The sequence below is a fragment of the Dyadobacter chenhuakuii genome (assembly GCF_023821985.2).
Lineage (GTDB): Bacteria > Bacteroidota > Bacteroidia > Cytophagales > Spirosomataceae > Dyadobacter > Dyadobacter chenhuakuii.
Map to the genome: position 1 here is coordinate 2,911,009 of NZ_CP098805.1, position 21,402 is coordinate 2,932,410.

A 21,402-nucleotide genomic window follows, 5' to 3' on the forward strand; every position below is an offset into this window, starting at 1 on the left:
CCAAACCCCGCAACAAATGTCTTTTGAAATAATTGAACAACAATTTGGCGAGCTTACTGAACTTGTAATCCAGGAATCAACAACTGGAAATCGCTGTGTTATTATTCCTGAGTTAGGCGGCATTGTTCGCCAGTTATCACTAAGAAAAGGCATTACTTTATTTTCTCTGTTAAAGACGCCGCCTACTCCCGACAGCCTCCTTGCGGATACAAAGAGCGCTAGCGAACTCCTCTTTCCGTTTGCCAGCAGGATTCCGGATGGGAAATATAAGTTTCTGGGTAAAGAATATCAGTTGGTTAAAAATGAAACCGGCAACCTGAATGCTATACATGGATTGGTGAGAAAACAATCATTCAACATTGAGGAGCAGGACATTCAGGCCGACAGGGCTTCGGTGAAACTCTCCTATTCGATCAATAATCCCGAAGGCTATCCATTTGCCGTGGATTTCTCTGTGCTCTATACATTGCACGCAGACGGGCGGTTTGTATTAACTTATGAGGCGATTAATCAAGGTAATGAGCCGGCTCCGGCAATGTTTGGATGGCATCCGTATTTCGTTCTTGGTAATGAGCAGGCCGACGCATGGAAGATCAACATTCCATCTGATGAAATTGTAGATTTTGACAATAACCAGATTCCGGTTGGCAGAAAGCCGTTTCTTGTAGAAAAGCCGACCAAAATATATCAGAAAGCTTTTGATAATTGCTTCGTGGTAAATGCTGCGTCTGACAGTGTTACAACTGAGCTGATTTCAGAGAATCAGGATATTACATTGCGGATCAAACAGGAAACCGGAGAAGGCAAGTTTAATTATCTGGTCGTATACACTCCGCCTGCGCGCGATTGTGTGGCTATTGAGCCATTAACAGCAAATGTGGATTCATTCAATTCCGGCGAAGGGCTTAACATTCTTGCGCATGGAAAGAGCATTTCCGGCTCCATTACGCTTACGCTGGTTTAAGAGCGGTGTTGCTTGTACCAAAAAGCCTTATGCCAGAGCAACTTCCAGTGAGTGAGATAGCGTAAATGGGCAGCGATAATTGCACATTTAATGCTCAAATTATCTCTATGGCGCATATTATAAGTAAATATGCGCCACGATTTTGACTTCAATACCGGACGTTCGTTTTCCCAATGCGTAAGAATTGCATTTCTAAAATGTTCGGAAGGAGCGTTCACAGTATCTGCCATGTTCGGGCTTGAAAAGGTTTCACCAGTAAGCATATGGGCCATCGCCAGCGATTCCATGAGCAGCCGGTTGAAACCTTTCTTTATGGTCATATTCTGAATGTAATCCCAATCAAGTTCACCCGCATGTTTCCGTAAAAGTCTTACGAAATCGCCCATGTATTTCAGCTTGTCCCACTGCTCGATGCCGCCATGATGAATGACCATCAGGAGCAATTGGTTTTCCATGCGGGGAATATGGATAGCAGCACCAGCCATTTGCACCTCAATCATATCCTTTGAAAGTTCTTCCCAGGTCAGATCATAGCAGTAACGCGGGTAACTCGGCCTCCACTGGACTTCCAGCGACTGCAATGTATGTTCCCCGACCGGTTCCAAAGGAAGCTGATAATCCGTATCCAGATAGGCCTGTCTCAATGCATCCTTACTTAATAAATACCTGCGGTAAGCGTCTGGTGCAAAGCCACTTGATTTTAATGTGTCAAGACTTTGCGGAACATCTTCTTCCTTGACAAAAAAGTCAATATCGCCGAATTCCCGCTGATTGGGCTTGTCATACAACAGCCAGGCCCACAATGCACCTTTCATTAAAAAAGCTTTGACGTCAGCCGCAATAAGCTGCTGATATAAGCGCACGGAAATTCCTAAAAACGCCATATTTGTCACGGCCTGCCCCATCGCGAATTCTTTCAAAGCCGCTAAATGTTTAACAGGAATTTCAGGCTGTTCTGCCCCATTTTGCAAATGATCCAGCAATAATGGTCTCACCTGATGCCAGTTGGCCAGCCTTGTGAATTTTGGCCAGATTACCTCGCGTTGATGTATTTGGAATGGCAGTTTTGATTTCCCTCCGAGCGCAGCTTCAATCAGCAGGGCCAGTTCGGGCGAAATTTTCAGGTCTGGCATATTATCCGGCTATTAATTGTTCCGGAATGCATTCACTGACCCATTTTTCCAGGTTTTCAAATCCGTCCGGACGTTTCTTCTTCCACAGCTTCGCGGATTTGCTGCATTGAAAGCTCTGTAAAAAAAGTCTTTTCAAAACGTCCCTGGTAAGCAGCTGGCTGGGCAGCGGGAAGTGCTTCAATGTCTCGGTAGGGATCTCAGCAGCAGACAGCGCTGCCAGCGGCTTCCTATTGCGCGCTCTATGCAAAAAAAACACCTCCTTTAATGGCACTGGCTCATGTGAAAAATCTGATTTCGGCTCATAAGAGAATTTGTTGACACCTTCGCTCACCGGATGTAATTCGGATTCCGAGTAGTGCAGGCCGGCGACCGTCTTGTCCCAGATTTTAAGCTGTGGATATGCAGGAACAATGTAAGCTGATCCATCTTCATGGAAGGCGATGGCGGTTAAATCGTCGCTTAGTAATTTGCAACCTGCCTTAATAAACGCAGCTGCCGTTGTTGACTTTCCGGCTCCCGGCGTTCCCATGAAACACCAGCCTTCATTGCCAACCTGCACCGAGCTTGCATGCAGGAGAAACAACCCGCGTTGAAACAGGATTAAACCAATAGCCTCACTTACTGTAAACAGGCTTATCAGATTACCGTCATTAGTTAATGCATTAACATACAAATAATTGCCATTTGTGGCTTTAAACGATGCTATATTATCCCAATGCAGATAAAGATTCTCGTCAGCATCTTTCCCGAATGATGCCCGCACGCCTCTTCGATATAATTGTGTTTTGCCCAGAGCAGGCAATTCGAATGCTGCTGATTTGATATATAAATCGGGATCGGATTTAGCGTCTCCGTCACTTAATTCGGGAAGTTGTATTTCGGAAAGGATATTTAACCCAAAGGCTTTATAATAATGCATGTATATTATGGTAAAATCATTTCCAAACCCAAATTCGCTGATAAAGAACTGATTCCGGCCAGTTACCCATAATGACGAAGCCGTTTTTTTCCACCCACGCATGCGCCTCAAATTGCTTGGCAGGATTTACTTCGATGCCTATTTCTAATGTTAATGCGGGCACTTTACGGAGCAGATATTTGGTTGCCAGCGCGCGCGGGAGACATAGCAATTCTAATGGCAGCATATGAGAAGCAGTATCCACGGCCCAGACAGTCTGATCGATTCTTTCCTGGGATATTTCACCGGTGTGTTCACTTTTGCAAAGCCAATGGAATATTTTCCTGAATGTGCCAAAGGGTAAAATCGCCAGACCCGTTTTGATAAGCACCAGACTCACAGCCGCTTTCAGAAAAATGAGCTTTCCTTCATGCGATAAACCGTTCCATTTGGCAATATGGTGCTTAAATCGTCCCAATCGTCCCTAATTAGTTACCTCCACCAGTTTTTCAGAAATAAGGTCTTTCAGCAAAAAATCTATGTCATTTTTACAAGTTTCAGCATCAATCTCATATTCGCTGATCACTGCATCACAAAGAGAATCAATGGTTTGCGGGCCTTTTTCCAGATTATCCCAGACAAGCATTCCTACTTCATTCAGTCCGTAATAAGCACCTTTGCTGTGATTGAGTATGACTGTTTCGCCGGCTACTTTGGAGCTAATCTGGTCTGAGGTAAGTTGGTATTTATTCATGAGGGGCTATTCTGATGTTATATAATGTGTTTTGATTTGTACAAAGTTAAAAATTTTAATTACTCAATCTCAAACTTTATTCCCTGCGCCAGCGGGAGTGCCGTTCCGTAATTGATCGTGTTTGTCTGCCTGCGCATATAAACTTTCCAGGCATCCGAACCCGATTCACGACCGCCGCCCGTTTCTTTTTCTCCGCCAAATGCCCCGCCAATCTCCGCTCCCGAAGTGCCAATGTTTACATTAGCAATCCCGCAATCGGATCCTGCATGAGAAAGGAACAGCTCTGATTCTCTGATATTTAGCGTAAAAATAGCAGATGATAATCCTTGCGGAACGTCATTCTGAATGGCGATGGCTTCTTCCATATCATTGTATTTGATCAAATAAAGAATGGGCGCGAAGGTCTCATGTTGCACAATTGCATATCTATTTTGAACCTCCGCAATACAAGGCGCAACGTAACATCCAGACGAAAATTCTGGCCCATTCAGCACTTGCGGCTCGACAATAAAAGTGCCACCGGCGTCTATCACTTTTTCTACGGCAAGCTGATATTGAGAAACAGCATCCTTATCGATCAATGGACCGACGTGCATGTTGGCATCAAGGGGATTTCCAATGCGCAGTTGCGCGTATGCTTTGACCAGCCGCTGCTTCACCTCTTCATAAATCTCAGCCTGGACAATGATCCTTCGGGTAGATGTGCATCGCTGGCCAGCTGTTCCTACTGCCCCGAATACGATGCCGGGGATAGCAACGTGCAGGTCGGCCGACGGCGTGATGATGATGGCATTGTTACCGCCCAGTTCAAGCAAGCTTTTACCCAGCCGCCTAGCCACAGCTTCACCCACAGCCTTCCCCATCCGTGTGCTTCCCGTTGCCGAAACCAATGCAATCCGCGGATCATTTGCCAGCCATGCTCCTACTTCGCGGCCGCCCGTTAAAATACACGACACGCCTTCCGGCACATCGTTTTCTTCAAGCACTGTTTTGATAATGTTTTGTGATGCCAATGCCGTTAGCGGCGTTTTTTCCGAAGGTTTCCAGATACAAACATCCCCGCAAACCCACGCCAGCATGGCATTCCACGACCAGACGGCAACCGGAAAATTAAATGCAGATATAATGCCGACGACACCGATCGGATGCCATTGCTCATACATCCGGTGTTGCGGGCGTTCGCTATGCATGCTTAATCCGTAAAGCTGGCGCGAAAGACCCACTGCAAAATCGCAGATATCGATCATTTCCTGCACTTCTCCCAATCCTTCCTGCAAGCTTTTGCCCATTTCATAGCTTACCAGTGTACCAAGCTCCGTTTTGAATTTCCGAAGCTGATCACCCATCTGGCGCACGATCTCACCGCGTTTTGGTGCAGGGATCTGTTTCCAAATTTTAAATGCTTCTACCGCTTTCTGCACCACGAAATCATAATCAGAGCGATCAGCCTGGTTTGCCTGCGCTATTCTTTTGCCGTCAACCGGCGAAACGGCTTCCAAAATCCCTCCATTTCCGGCCTGATGAACCTTGCCTGTACTAACACCATTATTAAGCTGCTGAATGCCTAGCGCATCCAGGACGGTTTGTATATTTTCCATTAATCAGTCTTTTGTGTGTAATGTTCCTTCTCAATTAAAAAACGAACCATTTTGCGTTTGAAGGAAATCTTGCAATAAAATATCTTCCTGACGAATGAAACCCTTACTGGGTAATCCGCCATTTGCAACCATCTCTACAACCGAAGCAATGGAGGCGGCAGTTGTCCAGGAAATAGCGCGCCAATGTTGCCCGTCGATCTCAATGGGATGGTATGCCCGGTAAAACTCTTCCCTTTCCAACCGGTTTTCTTTCCAGCCTTCAACAACTGCATAAACGTAAACAACATCCTGCTGCACAGGCGGTTTTGCCTCTGTCAATATTTGCTCGATCAATTCGCGCTTATCCTTCAAGCAAAGTTCGTAAAGCATGAAACGCATCAGACTGCAATGTCCGGGATATCGTATCGTCTTGTAATTCAGCGTATCCAGCTTTCCTTCCAATGTTTCACACATGGTCCCTAAACCTCCGGAGGTGATGAAAGCTTCAAACTCCTGCCCTTCTATATTGATCATTTCAATGCCTTCTAATGAAGGAACCATCTTCCTGACGCCATTGTGGATCACTTCGGCATCATTGATATACTCATTCACGACACCCGCCGGAGACCATGTAAAAGAATAACCCATCAAGCCATTCGGATAGCGTGGCAAAGCACCTACGCGCAGTTCGATGTCGCGTAATTTGGTAAAACGTTTGGCCAGATCCATTCCTACTATGCCAATAAAGCCAGGCGCCAGGCCACATTGCGGTGCAAGCACGCTCCTGCTTTCCTTTGCCATTTCCCGTATTGCGGCGGTCGTGGCAACGTCTTCGGTCAGATCGAAATAATGTATTCCCTGCTCGCAGGCTTTGCGCGCGATGGGTAAGTTGAGATTATAAGGCATGCAGGATACAACTGCATCAAACCCGGCAAGCGTTTGTTCCAGAAATTCCGGATTGCTAATGTCGCCGGGGATTACCGGAAATGGAAGCAGCACAGCAGGTTGGGTTTTATCAACCCCGGTAACATTGAATTTTTTACTCAATAAGGTCCCGACGAGAGACCCCACTTTTCCGAGACCGATAACGAGGATTTTTTGCATGTATAGTCAAACATTTAGGTTGTAAATATTTTAGCTGTGGAGAAAGATATGAAAAGAAATAGCAGTTTTTAAAACTTACATGTCATTTTTGTATGATGAATAGAAGTGCTATGCAGATTGTCATTGTGGGTGGAGGCGCCTCCGGGTTTATGGCTGCTATAACGGCAGCAGAAGAGAACCCGGACGCGAAAATTGTGATTTTGGAGAAGAATAAGACGGTTTTGAACAAAGTCCGGGTGTCGGGCGGTGGCCGCTGCAATGTGACGCATAACCCGTCCGATCTGCGTTTTTTTATTAAAAATTATCCCCGTGGTGAAAAGTTGCTTCGGAAAATGCTGCATCATTTCGATGCGAAGGACACCGTCAGTTGGTTTGAGAATAAGGGTGTAAAATTGAAGACCGAGCCCGATGGCAGAATGTTCCCGGTTACAGATTCTTCACAAACGATTATTGAATGCATGATCAGAACGGCTCGTAACCTCAACATTGAGATCAGAACGGGCACGTCTGTTCAGTCATTTTCTAAAATTACAGGGGAAGGCCGGGAAGGTTTTTCGGTTCAGCTAAATGATGATGAAAAACTTTATGCGGATAAACTGCTGATTGCAACCGGCGGCTATCCGAAGGCGAGCGGATTTGATTGGCTTCAAACGCATGATCACACGATCATTAACCCGCTTCCATCTCTTTTTACATTTAACACGCCCGGCAATTATCTTCTGCCGCTGGCCGGTGTCTCAGTTCAGGATGCTCTTGTGAAAATTTCGGGAACCAAACATGAATGGCAAGGCCCGCTGCTGATAACACATTGGGGTTTTAGTGGCCCTGCCGTTCTGAAACTTTCGGCCTGGGGCGCACGCGATCTTGCGGAAAAGGATTACAATTTTATTTGCAAGATCAATTGGGCTCCGCAAATGAATGAGCAGCAGGTCAGGGAATTTTTGATGGGTGAAAAAGCCAAAACGCCGAAACAGCAAATCTCCTCGCACGCAAGGCTGGGCATTCCCGCGCGGTTATGGAAAGCGTTCGTTGCAAAATCAGAGATTCCGGACGAGCTGCGCTGGTCGGATGCGACGAACAAAGCATTGAACCGGCTTACGGAGTTACTGACAAACAGTCAGTTTGACGTAAAAGGAAAGACAACATTTAAGGAAGAGTTCGTGACATGCGGTGGAATTTCCCTGAACGACATTGATCATGAAACACTAGAAAGCAAAGCAGTCCCAGGTTTATATTTCGCAGGAGAAGTGCTTGACATTGATGGCATTACAGGCGGATTCAATTTTCAAAATGCCTGGACAACCGGATACATTGCCGGCAAAAACCTGGCCGGTCACTCAACATTGTCTGCCATAGCATCGAAGTAAGCCCTTACCTTCTTCGCCCGGTCAAGCCCTACGAGCCCCGCCAACTGCTCCAATGAACTTTCACGGATACCACGAACAGACCCGAAGAATTTCAGCAATTTCGCAGCCGTCACCTTACCTACGCCGTCCACACCGTCCAGTTCACTGATCAGGCTGGCTTTGCTTCTCTTATCCCTGTGAAACGTGATCCCGAACCGGTGCGCTTCATCGCGGATCTGCTGAATGAGCTTCAATGATTCAGACTTTTTATCAATGTAAAGCGGCAGGGAATCTTCCGGAAAGTAGATTTCTTCCAACCTTTTAGCAATGCCGATAATGGGCACCTGGCCATATATACCCAGGTTTTTCAATGCATCACAGGCAGCGCCAAGCTGACCTTTTCCACCATCCACCACTATTAAGTCCGGGAGCGGCTGCTCTTCTGCAATCAGCCTGAGATAACGCCTTCCTACCACCTCGTTCATGGACGCAAAGTCATTGGGGCCGATAACGGTTTTAATGTTGAAATGCCGGTAGTCCTTTTTAGAAGGCTTTCCGTCCTTAAAACAAACCATGGCAGCAACCGGGTTCGTGCCCTGAATGTTGGAGTTATCGAAGCATTCAATGTGTCTAGGGAGCGTTTTTAGTTGCAAATCTGCCTTTAAACGGATCAGAATCCTGTCTTTTTTGGACGAAGTCGCAGATGCTTCGACTTCCCTGCGCTCGGCCTTATCACGGCGGAAATACATCACATTCTTCATGGACATATCGAGCAGCTTCTTTTTATCACCTATCTGAGGGACAGTCAGTTCCAGGCGCATTTCCAGATCGGGCTTAATGTTCGAGATCAGCTCTTTGGCTTCGGCCCCAAACTTGGAACGCATTTCGACGATCATTAATGCGAGGATCTCCGCATCGCTTTCATCAAGCTTTTTTTTCACCTCAATGGTCTGTGTAGCAACCATATATCCCTGTTTTATTTTCATAAAATTGAGATACGCAGCTTCTTCATCGGACACAATGGTCAGCACATCAATGTTCCCGATTTTCGGATTCGTAACAGTGGCTTTGCTTTGGAAATTAGAAAGGCTTTCGATTTTCGTTTTCCAGGAATGTGCTTTTTCAAATTCCATTTGCTCGGCAGCTTTCAACATTTTGTCTTTAAAATATTGTTGCGGCAGCGATAAATTGCCTTTCAGGATATTATGGACCTGTTCGATTTCCGCATTGTACTCGGCTTCGTCCTGCAACCCTTCGCACGGGCCTTTGCAGTTGCCAATGTGGTATTCTAGACAAACTTTAAATTTCCCAGCTTCAATGTTCGCCTGCGAAAGCGGCAACTGGCACGAACGGATCGTGTAAAGCGATCTGAACATATCAAGCAGCGTGTGCATGGTCCGCAAACTGGCAAAAGGCCCGTAAAAAGTGCCCTTGGTTCTGTCCAGGTTGCGCGTCACGTACACACGCGGAAAGCGCTCCTGCGTGACGCATATGAAAGGGTATGTTTTATCGTCTTTGAGGAGAATGTTAAATTTCGGCTGTAACTGCTTGATAAGCTGATTTTCAAGCAATAATGCATCCCATTCACTGTGAACGATCGTGTATTCAATGCGGCGGATCTGACTTACGAGCCGTTTGGTTTTACGGTCGTGCTGATTGGATTTCAGGAAATAGCTCGAAACCCGGCTTCTGAGGCTTTTTGCCTTACCCACATATATTACTTCCCCGGTTTCATCAAAATAGCGATATACACCTGGATCAAGCGGAATTTTTGAAAGTTCTTCTTTATAATTGAATTCAGACATTGAATAAATTTCTGGACCTTATCTATTTGAAAAAAACAACCGCACAAGATGAAAAGTTGCGTCCTTAACCAACTCAAAAGCATCTGCCTGGGCCTGGTTAAGATCCATAGGCCGGTTCAAAACGGACACTGCATAAGTTATGCCAGCATCACGCACTTGCTCGGGTGTAATCTGCAAAGTGCCGCAAACCACAGCCAGCGGAACCTGGTTTATGCTGCAAAAATCGGCCAGTCCTTTGACAACTTTACCTGCCAATGTCTGCTCGTCGACCTTACCCTCGCCGGTGATAACCAGATCGGCATCTTTAATGCGCTCTGCAATGTGCGTTTGCTCAATAACAATGCTCACGCCGTCTTTCAAAACTGCATTTAAAAACCAGAGACAACCTGCACCTAAGCCACCCGCAGCACCTGCGCCCGGATGGTTACTAATGTTTTTTTCAAAAGTTTTTGAAGCGATTTCACTTAAATTTTTCAAGCCATTGTCGAGCAATTCGACCATTTCGGGATCGGCACCTTTTTGCGGACCGTAAATGTGTGCAGCGCCATTTGGCCCGTAAAGCGGGTTGGTAACATCGCAGGCAACGGTGATGGAAACTGCGTTTAAACGGCGATCCATTTCGGGATCGGCAATACGCGCGACCTCATGCATCGATTCACCTTTTGCAGGCAATTGCACATTGTTTTTATCATAAAAATGATAGCCCAATGCTTCCGCCATGCCCATACCGCCGTCGGTCGTAGCGCTTCCGCCTATGCCTAGAATAATTTGCTGAACACCCCGGTCCAAGGCATCTTTAATGAGTTGGCCGGTCCCGTATGTGCTGGTTAGCAGCGGATTGCGCTCTTCCTGAGACAGCAATGCCAAACCAGACGCAGCCGCCATTTCAATATAGGCAGTTTGCCCGTCACCGGACAGGCCGTAAGAAGCTGTAATTGAACGCCCTAACGGATCACTTACTTCAATGCGGATAGTTTTACCTCGTGCTTGGCGTGTCAGGATTTGCGCTGTTCCCTCGCCGCCATCAGCTAGCGGGATGGTTGTGACATTCGCATCGGGGTAAGCAAGTAAAATACCCGCTTCGATCGCCCTGCAAACGTCAATTGCTTCAAGAGAGCCGCGAAATTTGTCAGGCGCAACTAGAATGTTCACAATCAGTGCATTAACCCATTAAAACAACACGCCTTCGTCGTCTGAGCGGGAAGGTGGAACATATGTGTCGGTGCTGTCGGTGGACACGCCGCCGCATTCCCGCACGTAATTTTCAGGTTTTTTGAAAGGCTCTTTTCTGTATTGAACCAGCGTCGGATCTTTGTAAACCTTTTGCATAAACATTCCCCAGGCCGGCATCGCAATGCGGCCACCTTGTCCGTAAGCAATGGTCCGGAAGTGAATGCTGCGATCCTCTCCTCCTACCCAGATTCCGGATACCAAATGTTGTGTCATGCCCATGAACCAGCCGTCCGAATAATTGGAAGTTGTTCCGGTTTTAGCCGCGATCTCGTTGCCTTCGGTTACGCCATATTGTCTCAGCCTTCCAGCCGTTCCACCCGGATCTTCCACGGCTCCACGCATCAGATACAGCATATTATAAGCCATATTCTCACTGATTTCCTGATTTTGCTTTTGGAAAAATTCCTGCAAAACATTGCCATAACGGTCCTCAATGCGGAGAATGGTCATAGGCTCAGTCCTGTGGCCGCCGTTGGCGAATGCACTGTAAGCGCCTACCATTTCAAAAACCGATACATCACTGATCCCAAGACAAAGCGAAGGAACTTCCTGCAACTTGCTAGTAATGCCCAGCTTATGCGCATACTCAGCCACGGTTTTGGCCTTCACCATTTTTATCAGATAAGCACTGACCGTATTCACAGACTTACCCAATGCCTGACGCAGTGAAAGTGACTGGTAAGAGTATTTATTGTTGGAGTTTTTAGGAGACCAACCGCCGGGCACACCGTCGGAAGGACCAAAATAAATCGGGGCATCCGTTACGTGATCACAAGGCGTCAGGAAGTTTTTGTCCAATGCCGAAACGTATACAAAAGGCTTGAATGTAGAACCCGGCTGCCGCGATCCCTGCTTAACGTGATCATATTTGAAATACTTAAAATTGATGCCGCCTACCCAAGCCTTAACATGGCCGTTTCTTGGATCCATTGACATCATACCAGCTCTTAAAAACCGCTTGTAATATGCGATGGAATCAATCGGGCTCATCATCACTTCCTTTTCCCCATTCCATGAGAAAACCTTCATTTTATAAGGCTTACGCATTATTTTCCACGCTTCTTCCTCGCCTAGATCACGCTTTAATGAGATGAAATGTGGTGATCTCCGAGCGGCTGTTGTCAAGAAACCCGGAATTTCTTTTCCGTTATCAAATGACCAGGGGTTACGACCTTTCCAGTGTTCGTCAAAGAGCTTTTGCTGCCCTTTCATATGCTCGGTCAATGCGTCCTCCTGGTAACGCTGCATTCTTGAATCAATGGTCGTATAAATGCGCAAACCGCTGGTATACAGATCATAATTCATATCATGCTCCTCATTATACATCTTCACCCAGCTTTTCAGATAACCCCGCATGGATTCCCGGAAATAAGGCGCTAACCCTGTATTATGGCCTTCTACATTAAAATCGATGCCCAGGGGCTTTTCCTTATATCTCTCAAAATCTTCTCTCGGGATGTAATCGTATTTGGTCATTTGCGCCAAAACCGTATTTCGGCGGTTCATAGCATTGGTAGGGAAGCGCAATGGGTTGAAGAGCGTCGGATTTTGCAGCATTCCAACCAGCAATGCAGCTTCTGTCACATTCAGATCCCATGCCTCTTTATTGAAATATGTCTTCGCAGCAACCTTGATGCCGTAGGTGTTATTACCAAAGGAAACTGTGTTGAGATACATTTGCATGATCTCCTGTTTGGTATACTTCCTTTCCAGGATCACCGACAGGATCCACTCTTTGGTCTTTGCAATCACAATCCTTACCAAGGGTATTTTACCTAAAAGGCCTTCAAATTCCTCTGAACGTGTATTGAACAAGTTTTTGGCAACCTGCTGCGTGAGCGTACTTCCCCCGCCTGAGCTCGAATTTCCGGAAACAACACCCTTGAAAACCCGCAACAAACTTCTTGGATCTATCCCCGAATGGTTCACAAAACGCGCATCCTCTGTAGCAACCAACGCGTCGATCAGATTGGGAGAAATCTGCGAAATATCAATCTGCGTTCTGTTTTCGAAGAAATACTTACCCAGTGACTTCCCATCTTCGCTGATCAGCTCGGATGCAAGTTCACTTTTTGGGTTTTCAAGTGTTTTCAAATCGGGCATTCCGCCGAATAACCAGAAAAAGTTAAAGCTGACGGCAACAATGTAAAGTATAAACAGACCCAGTCCAATTCCGATAGTCCGCCAGAGACGGATTATGGTGCGGCGATACTTTCCGGGTTGGAATTCAAGCATATAAAACGGAGTTAATTAATTGTAAACAGACAAATATACAATTTCGGCCAATTATCTCTTTCCCATGGAAAGCGAATTCAGCTCTTGCATCTCTTTGAGCCTTGGAAGATAGATGCTGGAAGGATATAACCTCATAAATTCAGCAATGGCCTGTGTGTAAGCATCTTTGCCACGCACTTTGCCGATCAGGAAAACGCGTAAAAGCGCAAATTTGTCCTCCATAGCGTGGCCTTTATAAGCCGGCAGATTTTGTTCAATATCATCAAGTGCTTTTGTATAATCACCTTTTGAATAAAGGGCATAGGCAGCTTCATATTCCTTCACCGGGTTTCCCGAGCCGGCCAGGTTACTGTCGGATGCCTTACCAACAAGCCGGGCATAGGTAGAAGTCGGATATTCGTCGAACAGCTTGTTTTTCCATGTATTTTTATCATTATCAGCCTCATAGGTCAAATAAAGCAGATAATAGAGCTCTTCCTTGTATTGTGTTTTGGGATATTCAGTAAGAACACGCTCGAATGTGTTGATAGACCGCTGCGATTCCTGCAAATCGAACCTGTAAATCTTGCCCAGGTTATAAAGTGCATCCTCTTTTTTCTTTTGAGAATCGGCCATCTGGCCTTCTGTGAGTGGGATATTTTGTTTTAAAGATGCGTGCAAAGCGTCCCATTCCGGTGTGCCTTTTTTCAGGCTGTTGTCGGCTATGACTTCTGTTTGCGCAGCAAGTGAGTCGGGTGCATTTGTATCATTACCGGCCAGTGAGCGCATTTGCCGGCTGCTCCTGCGCCAGTCGTCTTCCAAAGGACGGTTACCCCAGGTTCTTTTAAACTCTGTCCGTCCTTGATTAATCAGTGCCGGATCGTAAAGCTCCCACCTGCGTTCGCCACCATTGATCAGCGGGTTTTGCACACTTTGAACATTCGTGTTCTGAGCGGCCAACATTGCTTTTCTTTCTTTTGCTTCCTGCTCCTTTCTTGCGGCTTCCTGCGCTTCAATAATAGCATCTATCCGGTTATCAAGCGCGGCAGGGTTCATTTGCGCCAGCTTTTGCAGACTGTCTTCTGTATTTACAACGCTATAATGCTTTACAAACTCATCCAGCGCCCTTTTTCTCTCTGAAACAAGCTTGTATTCAGGCGCTTGCTGCGGCAGAATGGTAAGTGCGCTGTCATAATATGCTTTTGACAACTCAAATTTTTCCAACGACTCATAGTTAATCCTCGCAAGTTGCAGGTAACTGTAAGCTTTCTGCTCCATATTTGTTCCTTTTGAAGCTGCAACGGCCTTTTGCAAATAACTAATGGCCTCGGGGATCTGCTTTCTATGCTCAGCCAACAAGCCCATCGTGAAGTAGATCTTGTCGTTCAGGTCTGCATTCTTGCGATCACGAAGCATTTTATCAAAACCGACATCGTCCAAATCCTTCTTCGGGTTCAGCACAACTTCATTTTGAAGCGAATTCATGGCAGAATAAAAACCCAGATCATAGCCCGGACGATTTTTACTTACACTTTTATAATGCTTATTCGCCAGTCCATACTGTCCCAGGCGGTCGTACATCTGAGCGGCCGCGAAATGGATACGGGCCGTTTCGGTAGATTTTTTAAGGAGCGGAAATGCCTCTTCCAGGATCGCCACGGAAGTCAGATATTCTCCGTTTTGCTGGTGCAGGTAGGCTTTGGTAAGATAAAATTCGCGGGTCGATGCTTTGCTGAGCGGCTGCTGGCTCAAATATTCGGCCACGCCCAGTGCATTGGAAAAATCCTTTCTGATAATGTAAGCCCGCATAAGCAGGATCAGCGCATTGTTCTTGTCATTTTCGTCCTTGCCATTTGCATATACATAGCGCAATGCTTCAAGCCCGTCGGCCCATTCGCCGAGATATAATCTGGATTTGCCAAGAACGATATAACTGTTGTCAACCCATTTACTGTTCTGGTGCTTTTCGGCAACTATGGACGCTTTTTTAATGGCATCCTGCAACTGCGGCTTTACAGGCAGGGAAAGCACGGAGTCCATGGGCAGCAGAATGGGCAGCAATTCGTTATAGTTCTCTTTGTAAGCCTTATTCATCTGAAACTCTGCCTCGGCAAGACCCTGCTCGGCGATGAAATAGGCATTGTAATGTCCGGAAAGATTGTGGAAACCGACTGCGGCAGGTTTTGTACTGAACTGCGAACAACCTGCCACCAAACTGATCATGGTTAGTGAAAGGGCTGTGCGGCAGATGTAGAGGGCAAAACGGTTGGTCACAAATATGAAGTTAGGGATGTCTTTGGTCTTCTTATAAGCAAATCTAAAACGGTAATTTAAATAATTACGTATCGAAGATAAGCGCAATTGTAAAATTTGAAGCAATTTTGCCTCATATAATCCGGCAACTACATGGAAACGAACAATGATGATGCGGCAAAGGAAGAGCGTAAAAGGACGCTGCAAAAACAATCTTCGGGTTTCCTGAAATATTCCGGCATGGCCACCCAAATGCTCGGCACCATTCTGATCTTCACTTACGGGGGCTATAAGCTCGACGAATGGCAGCAAAATGATGTTCCGGTCTGGACGCTGGTGCTGTCGCTGCTGTCGATTGCAGGTTCATTATATATGTTGATCAAAGGTTTTACAAAAAAATAGATTGCACTTAAAGCGCCACGCATGTTACGAACAGTTGCTGCTACTATCATTATCGGAATTGCATTTTTCCTTGCTCAGCATTTTCACTTCGACCGCTTTTTGCACCCTTATATATGGTACATTCTGGTATTCTTCTTCGGGCTCTCGTTTTTCGCCCATCGCCTGATGGAGATCGGGTTTCGAAACAATCGTGAAAAATTTGTCACTTTTTACATTGCAGTCATCGTCGGAAGGATCATTCTCAGCCTGATTTTCATTGCATTATTTTTGTTCAAAGGGCTAAGTGATTCATTCTTATTTATTACCAACTTTTTTGCACTCTATTTATTTTATACATGCTTTGAAATATATGGTTTGTATCGTAACTTGCGCCGCAATTGACAAAGCATAGCATTTCAAGCCTTTATGTACACCCATTTGAGACTGTTTTTTACTACTGCCCTGGTTGCGGCAACCTGCCTTTTGAATGTTCCTGCAAGGGCGGACGAACCTACCCAGCACGAGGCTGAAAAGTTGGTTGAAGGCATTAATGAGCAAGAGCATAAAATTGAACATAATCTTGAAGAGTCGGAAGAGAAGTTCAATATTGGTCAGATGATCATGCACCACATTGCTGATTCCCATGAGTGGGAAATCACGCATGGCGTGGTTCTTCCGCTTCCTGTAATTCTTTATTCAGCAGATCGCGGAATTGAAGTTTTCTCATCTTCGAACTTTCACAACGAGCACCACGAATACAATGGTTATCACCTGGTTCACGGTGATGCTGAGACGATTGTCCCTGTTGACGAGTCCCGCGTTGTTTATGATTTCTCGATCACCAAGAATGTAGCATCCATGATGCTGAGCGCGGTGATCCTGATCCTGATCTTCACCAGCATTGCAGGTTACTACAAAAACAGCAAGGGCAAGGCACCGAAAGGTTTCCAATCCGCCATGGAGGTTATTATCCTTTTCATCCGCGATGATGTTGTTAAGCCTAATGTGGGCCCCAAATACGAAAAATACCTTCCCTACCTGCTGACATTGTTCTTCTTTATATTGGTCAACAACATTCTGGGTTTGCTTCCGGGATCGGCCAACGTGACAGGTAACATTGCTGTTACAATGACGCTTGCCGTTCTGACATTCATCGTAGTTCACCTGAATGCAAATGGCAATTATTATAAGCACCTTGTAAAGCCAGATGGCGTTCCCATTCCATTGTTGCTGATTATGATTCCGGTTGAGATCGTAGGTGTGTTTATGAAGCCTTTCTCTCTCATGGTTCGGTTGTTCGCAAACATGACAGCAGGTCACATTATCCTTTTGAGTCTTTTCGGTCTGATCTTTATTTTCCAAAGCATTGTGATCGCTCCTGTTATTTCGCTTTTCGCCTTGTTCCTCAACTTTATCGAGATCATGGTGGCGTTTATCCAGGCATTTATCTTTACCCTTTTGTCGTCCATGTACATTGGAAGTGCCATTGAAGAGCACAGCCACGCAGATCACGGACATTGATTGAATCTCTTTTTTATTAATTATATATTTTAACAAACACAATTATGTTGTTTCAAATCTTGCTTCAAGCTGCAGAACAAAGTGGTGCTGGTCTAGCTGTATTCGGTGCTGCAATCGGCGCTGGTCTTGCTGCTATCGGTGCTGGTCTTGGTATTGGTAGAATCGGTGGAAGCGCTGTTGAAGGTATCGCTCGTCAGCCAGAAGCTGCTGGTGCTATCCAGACTGCAATGCTTATCATCGCCGCTCTTATCGAGGCGGTTGCACTTTTCGCAGCGGTTATCTGTCTGCTGATTTCGTTCAAGCTGTAGTAAAAAACATTGGGCCCCGGGCCCTTACTTCATTTGCATTAGGCGGCTGAGGTAACACTGAAGTTCTTCGTGGGAGCATTAGGCTTCCACGATTTTTTAAGAAATAAAAGAGAGCGGTTCTTACACTCAAAACTCATTATACTATGTCATTGCTTACTCCAAACCCAGGCCTTATTTTCTGGATGCTGGTTGTATTCTTGCTGGTTGTTTTCATCTTAGCCAAATTTGCCTGGAAACCGATCATTAAAGGCCTTAAAGACCGTGAAAATGAAATCCAGGGCGCACTTGATCTTGCAGAGAGAACAAGAGCCGAAATGATTAAATTGAAATCAGACAACGAAAAACTGATCGCAGAAGCAAACGCCGTTCGTGATCAGATCCTGCGCGATGCGAAAGACGCTGCTGACCGCACCATCCTTGAATCAAAAGATAAGGCAGCTGTTGAAGCACAAAAAATGATCGACAGCGCACGTGAAGCGATCCGTAACGAACAACAAATGTCCGTTACGAAAATCAGAAAAGAGGTTGCTGTTCTTTCCCTTGAAATTGCTGAGAAGGTTTTACAACGCGAGTTGAAAGACAAAGAAGCACAGGAAAAACTGATCGCAGACCTTGCTTCCTCTGCCCACTTAAACTAATTAGTCCCTTAAATTAAAAATCAATGTCAGTAAGTATAGTTGCTTCCAGATATGCAAAGTCGCTGATCGAGCTAGCCAAAGAACAGAATGTTCTGGAAGCGGTTTATCAGGATATGCTTTTATTTAAGGATACGGCTGAGAAAAACAGGGGCTTAATGCTTGCATTGAAAAGCCCGGTTGTGCGTCACGAGAAGAAACTGAATATTTTGAAAGCGCTTTTTGAAACGCGTGTCAATTCGGTTTCCTACGCGATCTTCACCATCATTACCAAGAAAAACAGGGAGGCAATCCTTGACGAAATAGCAAACGAATTTATCAAAAGCTATAACCTGAACCAGGGAATCCAGAGAGCGACGGTTACCACAACTATCCCGCTTACGGATGAGCTTCGCAAGCAATTCTCTGACATGGTTACTGCAAAAACCGGCCGCACTGTGCAGCTGGCCGAGAAAATCGATCCGAATCTGATCGGTGGATATGTGCTGAAAATCGATGACCGTCAGATCGACGCATCTTTGAGAAGCCGTTTGAACGAGCTTAAATTACAGTTTGTAAACTGATATTTTTATCTGCATAATTTGGAAGACCCGGCTGCTATGCGGCCAGGTCTTTTTTTATGTCCAAATGTTGCTATACTTTCATCTTCGTAACATTCTTGAAGCTGATGTCGATCGCTTCCAAAGCCGGGCGCTTCGCTACATCCTGCTCCACGAAGAAATGCTGCAGACCAGCGATTTTGCGCGCGTCAAAGATCTTTTTGAAGTCGATAGAACCAGTTCCTACCTCTGCAAAGGACTGATCGGTTTTGTCCATATCTTTCACGTGCCACAATGGGAAACGGCCCGGATATTTTTTGAACAAATCAACTGGGTCAAGACCTGCTTTTACGATCCAGTACAAGTCCAATTCAAGCTTAACCAAGTCAGGATCCGTGCTTGCAATCAAATCGTAAGGAAGCTGGCCGTCCATTTTCTTGAACTCAAAATCGTGGTTGTGGTAACCAAACTGCAAACCTGCTTTCTTTGCAACCTCTCCCGATTTGTTAAACAGGTCAACGTATTTCTTATAATCTTCAATTGATTTACGCTCACCATCTGTCAGATAAGCGCAGTTCACGTATTTCTGCCCGATAGCAGCTGCGTCGTCAACCGCACGCTGCCAGTCGTTGGATAGTGTGCCTTTTTGATCTTTCATCTGAACACCTGCGCCATAATGTCCGCTTACCGGGTTGAGTCCCAGGCCGTCCAGGATCGCTTTGAATTCTTTTGGTGTTTTTCCAAAAAATTTGCCGTCGTTATATCCAAAAAGCTCAACTTCCTTATATCCGATCGCCGCAACTTTTTTCAATGTCCCCTCCAAATCCTTCGCAAGGTCTGTCCGTAGCGTGTAAAGCTGCAAACCGATCTTAGAGGATGCCTTAGCCGTCAAATCAAGTTTTGAAAGCATAGGAGCTGCCAACATAAAAGCACTCGCTTTCATGAATGATTTCCGTGAAATCTTCTCGTTGTAATTCATTTGTTTTCTGTCGAAAATTGGGGTTGGTTATATTTATTTGGTAATCGTAATTGCTCCTGAATTGGAAAGCTTCGTCTTCATTTCGTCCGTCACTTTCCAGTCTTCCGAAAAGTTTCCGTCCACAATGGTGTTAGTCGAAGAATCTTTAAAGAAAAACAGGTCCTTGAATTCCGGAAGCCTGCGGTGCACAGGGGATATGAACGCAGCATCCTTATTATCCGCGCCAGTCCACCACGGCAAACCAGAGCTTACCGCCACATAATGCTTATCCACAGGGAATATGTAAAAAAGGCCATGTGACGTATCGGCAGCATTCAAATGCACCGGCAGCCGGTCTGCATATTTTGCAATCAGCGAATTGGTTTCTTTTGTCCCGAACAGAATCAAATTGCCATGCTCTATATCGCTTGGCCGCACATTTTTATCAGACAAAGTCCTTGGGAAAAACATAATCCTGCCTACAAACTCACCTCTGTAATAGGACCAGTTTGCGGCCTGTGTGGCAGCGTCTACGCGCTTCTTCAACTCTTCGGGTGAAGGATTGTCAGCAGTGCCATACACGTAAATATGAGGGGTTGAGAATGCTTCGTATATCGGGCCTTCTGCTCCTTTTTTCTTAACCAGGCCTGTCGCAATGGGATTTGTAGCCACTGCCCACACATTATTGTTTTTCACGAATGAAACCGAGCTGTCCACTTTCGCCGAAAGCGCTTTTCCATCGATGCTGAACGTTACATTGCTTGCAGCATTAAATCTCGGGTGCCCTTTCAGGTTGACCGTAAATGCAGAAAGGTTTTTCGTGGTAATAGTTGCAGCATTGGGCTTGTTCAGATTGGCGTCGATCTCTGCCAGCGTTCCCAGGTTCATTTTATCAAACTGAACCCAGAATGCCTTATTGTATTTGTATTGCTTGCTGACAAACTTCACTCGATCAGGAAACGGATTACGTTCGGCGTGGCCGAACCATTCGAAGATAAATTCATTGTCATAGGCACTTACCCAGCTGTCATGTTTGACATCCACAAACTCTTTATAACTCACTTCCACTCCAATATCCTGCAGATGCTGCACCCACTTCCGCGTGTCCGCAACAGGAACCACGGGATCTGCATCGCCATGGAAAAAGTGGATCGGAAAATTCAATGCATTGGCTGCCAGATCGAACGTTCCGTTCGGCGGCGCAGGGCAAACAGGCGCTATTGCTGCCCATATGTCCGGCCTTGTCAGTCCGAGCCAAAGCGTTCCTCCCCCACCCATGGACAAGCCCGTGAGATAGGTTTTATTTTCATCGATTTTAAAGCGCTTTTTTACATCGTCCAACACATCGTAAACGTCCTCTTCCGGGATGCCCTGATAACCTGCTGTTCCTCTTGCAAATGGCGCAGCAACAATGAAATCGACATCTTCCCATTGAGGAAAATAGCGGGTTGCTTCTTTATCTGTCTCGTCCTCTGCATTGCTTTTTCCAAAAACACGACGCAAGTCCAAACGGTGATTGGAACCAGCGCCATGCAGCATAATTAGCAGCGGATATTTTTTGTTTTCGTCGAAATTTTTAGGGAGATAGAGGCCATATGGCTGCTCGGTGTCGTCGGCGTCTGAGAAGAAAGTCAGGACTTGCGGGCCGGTAGCAAGCTTTTGCGCTTGTAAATTGGTAAAGCCCAGCAGTAAGCCCAGTACAATTAGAACTGCTTGATTCCGGAATTTGAAAGTCATTTGATATGATAATTTTCTTGGGCTAAATATAAACTAAATCAT

The 21,402-nt window shown here is 45.7% G+C and carries 20 protein-coding genes; 8 read left to right on the top strand and 12 right to left on the bottom strand.

Annotation, left to right across the window (positions count from 1 at the left end):
- Nucleotides 1-16: 16 nt before the first annotated feature.
- Nucleotides 17-964 (top strand): aldose 1-epimerase, encoded by a 948-nt coding sequence (locus NFI80_RS12070; protein WP_235162922.1) that lies wholly within the window; start codon nucleotides 17-19, stop codon nucleotides 962-964.
- Here NFI80_RS12070 and NFI80_RS12075 read toward each other — a convergent pair.
- Genes NFI80_RS12075 through NFI80_RS12100 form a run of 6 tightly spaced genes read right to left on the bottom strand, consistent with a single transcriptional unit; the run spans nucleotide 961 to nucleotide 6,430 of the window.
- A complete protein-coding gene (locus NFI80_RS12075) occupies nucleotides 961-2,097 on the bottom strand; it encodes a nucleotidyltransferase domain-containing protein (RefSeq protein ID WP_235162921.1) in 1,137 nt (378 codons plus the stop codon). The two genes, NFI80_RS12070 and NFI80_RS12075, sit on opposite strands and share 4 nt — an antisense overlap.
- A 1-nt stretch (nucleotide 2,098) precedes the next feature.
- Nucleotides 2,099-3,016 (bottom strand): phosphoenolpyruvate carboxykinase (ATP), encoded by a 918-nt coding sequence (locus NFI80_RS12080; RefSeq protein WP_235162920.1) that lies wholly within the window; start codon nucleotides 3,014-3,016, stop codon nucleotides 2,099-2,101.
- A 16-nt stretch (nucleotides 3,017-3,032) separates the two neighbouring features.
- Complete coding sequence (locus NFI80_RS12085; protein WP_235162919.1) at nucleotides 3,033-3,473, bottom strand: lasso peptide biosynthesis B2 protein; 441 nt, start codon at nucleotides 3,471-3,473, stop codon at nucleotides 3,033-3,035.
- A 6-nt stretch (nucleotides 3,474-3,479) separates the two neighbouring features.
- Nucleotides 3,480-3,749, bottom strand: coding sequence for a PqqD family protein (locus tag NFI80_RS12090; RefSeq protein WP_235162918.1), 270 nt, complete (start codon nucleotides 3,747-3,749; stop codon nucleotides 3,480-3,482).
- A 59-nt stretch (nucleotides 3,750-3,808) separates the two neighbouring features.
- The gene (gene amaB, locus NFI80_RS12095) at nucleotides 3,809-5,347 is read right to left on the bottom strand and encodes an L-piperidine-6-carboxylate dehydrogenase (RefSeq protein WP_235162917.1); all 1,539 of its coding nucleotides are present in this window, start codon (nucleotides 5,345-5,347) and stop codon (nucleotides 3,809-3,811) included.
- 30 nt (nucleotides 5,348-5,377) lie between these two features.
- A complete protein-coding gene (locus NFI80_RS12100) occupies nucleotides 5,378-6,430 on the bottom strand; it encodes a saccharopine dehydrogenase family protein (RefSeq protein ID WP_235162916.1) in 1,053 nt (350 codons plus the stop codon).
- A 92-nt stretch (nucleotides 6,431-6,522) separates the two neighbouring features.
- Between NFI80_RS12100 and NFI80_RS12105 the strand changes: the two genes are divergently transcribed.
- The gene (locus tag NFI80_RS12105) at nucleotides 6,523-7,797 is read left to right on the top strand and encodes a BaiN/RdsA family NAD(P)/FAD-dependent oxidoreductase (protein WP_235162915.1); all 1,275 of its coding nucleotides are present in this window, start codon (nucleotides 6,523-6,525) and stop codon (nucleotides 7,795-7,797) included.
- Here the strand turns inward: NFI80_RS12105 and uvrC are convergent.
- The 4 genes from uvrC to porW are packed head-to-tail and all read right to left on the bottom strand — an operon-like array spanning nucleotide 7,764 to nucleotide 15,302.
- Complete coding sequence (gene uvrC / locus NFI80_RS12110) at nucleotides 7,764-9,581, bottom strand: excinuclease ABC subunit UvrC (protein ID WP_233795733.1); 1,818 nt, start codon at nucleotides 9,579-9,581, stop codon at nucleotides 7,764-7,766. The genes NFI80_RS12105 and uvrC overlap by 34 nt on opposite strands.
- A gap of 18 nt (nucleotides 9,582-9,599) precedes the next feature.
- On the bottom strand, nucleotides 9,600-10,733 hold the full coding sequence (locus tag NFI80_RS12115; protein WP_235162914.1) for a glycerate kinase: 1,134 nt from the start codon (nucleotides 10,731-10,733) through the stop codon (nucleotides 9,600-9,602).
- 18 nt (nucleotides 10,734-10,751) lie between these two features.
- Nucleotides 10,752-13,049 carry a penicillin-binding protein 1A gene (locus tag NFI80_RS12120; RefSeq protein ID WP_235162913.1) on the bottom strand — a complete coding sequence of 766 codons (2,298 nt, stop codon included), beginning with the start codon at nucleotides 13,047-13,049 and terminating at the stop codon, nucleotides 10,752-10,754.
- Between the two features lie 51 nt (nucleotides 13,050-13,100).
- Nucleotides 13,101-15,302 (bottom strand): type IX secretion system periplasmic lipoprotein PorW/SprE, encoded by a 2,202-nt coding sequence (porW, locus tag NFI80_RS12125; protein WP_235162912.1) that lies wholly within the window; start codon nucleotides 15,300-15,302, stop codon nucleotides 13,101-13,103.
- Between the two features lie 132 nt (nucleotides 15,303-15,434).
- Here porW and NFI80_RS12130 point away from each other — a divergent pair, with 132 nt between their 5' ends.
- From NFI80_RS12130 to atpH, 6 genes are all read left to right on the top strand, one after another.
- Nucleotides 15,435-15,683, top strand: coding sequence for an AtpZ/AtpI family protein (locus NFI80_RS12130; protein WP_233795729.1), 249 nt, complete (start codon nucleotides 15,435-15,437; stop codon nucleotides 15,681-15,683).
- A gap of 21 nt (nucleotides 15,684-15,704) precedes the next feature.
- Nucleotides 15,705-16,064, top strand: a complete 360-nt coding sequence (locus NFI80_RS12135) for a hypothetical protein (RefSeq protein WP_233795728.1) — start codon at nucleotides 15,705-15,707, stop codon at nucleotides 16,062-16,064.
- Between the two features lie 24 nt (nucleotides 16,065-16,088).
- Nucleotides 16,089-17,183 carry a F0F1 ATP synthase subunit A gene (gene atpB / locus NFI80_RS12140; protein WP_235162911.1) on the top strand — a complete coding sequence of 365 codons (1,095 nt, stop codon included), beginning with the start codon at nucleotides 16,089-16,091 and terminating at the stop codon, nucleotides 17,181-17,183.
- A gap of 44 nt (nucleotides 17,184-17,227) precedes the next feature.
- The gene (gene atpE / locus NFI80_RS12145) at nucleotides 17,228-17,491 is read left to right on the top strand and encodes an ATP synthase F0 subunit C (protein ID WP_026630873.1); all 264 of its coding nucleotides are present in this window, start codon (nucleotides 17,228-17,230) and stop codon (nucleotides 17,489-17,491) included.
- 143 nt (nucleotides 17,492-17,634) lie between these two features.
- The gene (gene atpF, locus NFI80_RS12150) at nucleotides 17,635-18,129 is read left to right on the top strand and encodes a F0F1 ATP synthase subunit B (RefSeq protein WP_235162910.1); all 495 of its coding nucleotides are present in this window, start codon (nucleotides 17,635-17,637) and stop codon (nucleotides 18,127-18,129) included.
- 23 nt (nucleotides 18,130-18,152) lie between these two features.
- On the top strand, nucleotides 18,153-18,689 hold the full coding sequence (atpH, locus tag NFI80_RS12155) for an ATP synthase F1 subunit delta (RefSeq protein ID WP_235158318.1): 537 nt from the start codon (nucleotides 18,153-18,155) through the stop codon (nucleotides 18,687-18,689).
- A 70-nt stretch (nucleotides 18,690-18,759) separates the two neighbouring features.
- On the opposite strand, the gene NFI80_RS12160 is transcribed toward atpH, so the two are convergent.
- Nucleotides 18,760-19,644 carry a sugar phosphate isomerase/epimerase family protein gene (locus NFI80_RS12160; RefSeq protein ID WP_026630870.1) on the bottom strand — a complete coding sequence of 295 codons (885 nt, stop codon included), beginning with the start codon at nucleotides 19,642-19,644 and terminating at the stop codon, nucleotides 18,760-18,762.
- Between the two features lie 33 nt (nucleotides 19,645-19,677).
- Nucleotides 19,678-21,360, bottom strand: a complete 1,683-nt coding sequence (locus NFI80_RS12165; protein ID WP_235162909.1) for a carboxylesterase family protein — start codon at nucleotides 21,358-21,360, stop codon at nucleotides 19,678-19,680.
- Between the last annotated feature and the right edge of the window lie 42 nt (nucleotides 21,361-21,402).